Consider the following 2,663-nt stretch of genomic DNA (forward strand, 5'->3'; position numbering starts at 1 on the left):
ACGTTATCCCATCCATCGTAGACGTACCTCGTGGTCGTCTCCACGACGTCCTCCGTCGTGGAAACAATCGCGTCGGCCGCATAGGGCGGAGCGACCGAAGCGATCGGTAGCCGGCTGTCCGTCACCGTTTCGCCGACCTTGCGGCCCATGCCATCGAAGCTGGCCCGCCATATGTCGCGCTCGGGGAGGTCATTTTCCGCGTTRATCGCCAGAACGCGCAGGGCCGTCCCGAAGCCATCCAGTTCGGTCGCGGTCTCCTGCCCCGTCACACTACGTTTGACGATGCGGGCGCCGGAGGCTGCCAGCACGAAGGTCGTCGATGTCGTCGCCGCCCAGTCCGAATCCGCCGCCACGGTTTCGGCGACCTGACGGCCGAGTGCGTCGTGGGAGTAACGCATGACCACGCCGCCGGGCGACCGATCCATGACGGGAAGTCCGCTCAGGTACGACCGTGCCGTCACCGATGTCGCGTGCTGGCTATCCTGGCCGTTGCTCGCGGTCTTGTGGCTTGTCGTCGTCAACACCGGAACGTCGCGACCGGACGCGTCCCTCGTGATAGCCGAATCATCGTAGGCGTGATCGACGCTGCTTTCGACGCCTCCATGGCGCGAAACCAGGCGCTCCAAGCGACCATGATCGGGACCGCGGTCCCCGATGAAATACTGCGACGTTTTGCCGAGCTCGACCTCCGTACCGTCGCCATGGACGGTATAGAGCGTCTCGGTCCACGGCACGATGTGTATCGAGGCTCCGACGACAYGGGAGGGAAGCTCCTTGTAGGTATAACGTGTCAGGCGCACCGGGCCGTCGGTTCCGGCGGGGGGATCGACGCGTTTCTCGCGCAGGAAACGCACGAAGCCCAGCGGGTCCACGGGACACAGTCCCGGCTCGCCTTTGGCAGGAAAGTAGTCGTAGACCTCGGTCGCACCGCGTTCGTCGGTGGCTTCGAGCACATTGCCGTGCGCGTCATAGCGAGTCTTCCTCGCCATCTCACGGAAGCGCCGGGTGCCGGCGTTGGAGCGGTCGGCGGGGGTCTCCCGGTAGTACAGGGTCCGCACCTCCACGGGTAGCTGGCACCAGGACTGCTGGTCTTCGAACGAGATTGCCGGGTCTTCGTCGTAAGTCGTGATCACTTCCTTCACGCAGCCATCCTGCACGCTGCGCTCGCTGGTGAGCAGGTGAAAGCGATTGAATACCCGTTCCACGGTGCGCACAGGCGCGAGATCGTCGTAGTGCGTCTCGATCGAGCTGTACTCGTATCGCCGTCCTGGTTCGGCGACGATCCGGTACAAATTGTCCTTGTCGTTCAGCCAGTCGTCTACCGCACCGTACCCGAAGAAGTTCTGCTCCGAGTACGCGTAGTGCGTCCTCATCACCGGCTGCTCATGGCCCGGATCCCTCCGGTACTCGATCACGACCGGCATATGACTCAGCGGACGCTCCGCGCCGCCCGGCAATACGTGGCCCTCCAGCTTGTAGTCGACCTCTTCGCGGCCGCCCGTCGGTACCGTGACGCTCTTGAGCAAGAGCACAGCTGCCTCGCCCTGGTAGTCGAATGACCAGCTTTCGCCATAGCCCTCTGGTAGCGCCAACCGCACCAGCCTGTCGTTGTTGAAGTGCAGGGTGAAGGCGGCGGCCTGGGCGCCCTCCGGATGCAGGGTCAACACCGTGGCATCTATCTCGTAGTCCACCGTCAGCAACACTCGCCCGGTGCCATCCCACACACGGTGTAGCCGCGCGATGCCATTGGGCGCGGTCTGCTCGAAGGTGACCGGGTAGCCCTCGGGTGAGCGCACTTCGTACAACATCGCGACACCGTCGCTACCCTTGTTCTCTTTGCGTCCCAGGATGACCCGCAACCATTCGGACGTTCCCGACTTGTGCACGATCACATAGTCGTCCGGGCCGCGTTGCAGGAGGTCGAACGTGCGTAGCTTCCGATCCTTGAACGTCGCTACGCCGCCGACAAACGCGTCCACCATGAACGACTCGCCGCTGGACAACGACAACCGGCGACGGCGCGTGTCGTAGCGTGTCGTCGTCAATGACCAGCCCACGCCAAAACCCTCGTCGATCGGGTTGAGCGCACTGAAGCTCAGACCGAAGTTGGCCGCAGGGCCACACAGGTTGTTCGCCGCCACGCCGGGCAGGCTGATCGAACAGGAATACATGCCCGTGCGCGGGTCTACGCCTGTGTTCACCGCGCTCAGGAAATTGTATGCGTTCGAGTGGATGCCGCCCGCGCCGGCCACGGGCTCGTGCGCCGCCGGCGTCGCCACGCTGGCGTGGCGCTCGATGTTGCGGCGGTTTGACTTGGATCGCGTGATCTCTTCCATCGTCAGCTGAACCTGCGAAAATGAGTCACCGAGCCGTTCGCCTCCACGCGAACCCGTTCGGGCATGGGCGAGCCGACAGGCGTCGAAAAATACGGCGACGGGCTACGCTCTCCTGGAAAGCCGGCCCTGTTCATCGTGTCGATATGGGAAAGTGCCGAAGGCGACCTGCTGTTGCTGTCGCCAAACGCGGACTGGCTCGGCGAGGCAGATCGGACCTTCTTATTTGCCGTACTCACGGGGTCCACGACGCGTGTCGAGTTAGCCTTGGACAGAGGCCAGCTCGCCCTTCTAGGCAACTCCGCGGCGAGCTCTCCACTCGAATTAGCC

Annotated in this window: 2 protein-coding genes; one reads left to right on the plus strand and one right to left on the minus strand. The window is 63.7% G+C overall.

Translation table 11 applies throughout. The annotated features are described in order from the left end of the window. Nucleotides 1-2,336, minus strand: a 2,336-nt coding sequence (locus tag AC1DSN_RS21055) for a hypothetical protein (RefSeq protein WP_477332669.1), incomplete at its 3' end; no start/stop codon positions are given. A 63-nt stretch (nucleotides 2,337-2,399) separates the two neighbouring features. Here AC1DSN_RS21055 and AC1DSN_RS21060 point away from each other — a divergent pair. Then, nucleotides 2,400-2,663 (plus strand): hypothetical protein (locus tag AC1DSN_RS21060; RefSeq protein ID WP_477332671.1); only part of this gene is annotated, 264 nt, incomplete at its 3' end.

The organism is Luteibacter sp. P4_D7_3 (assembly GCF_056401735.1).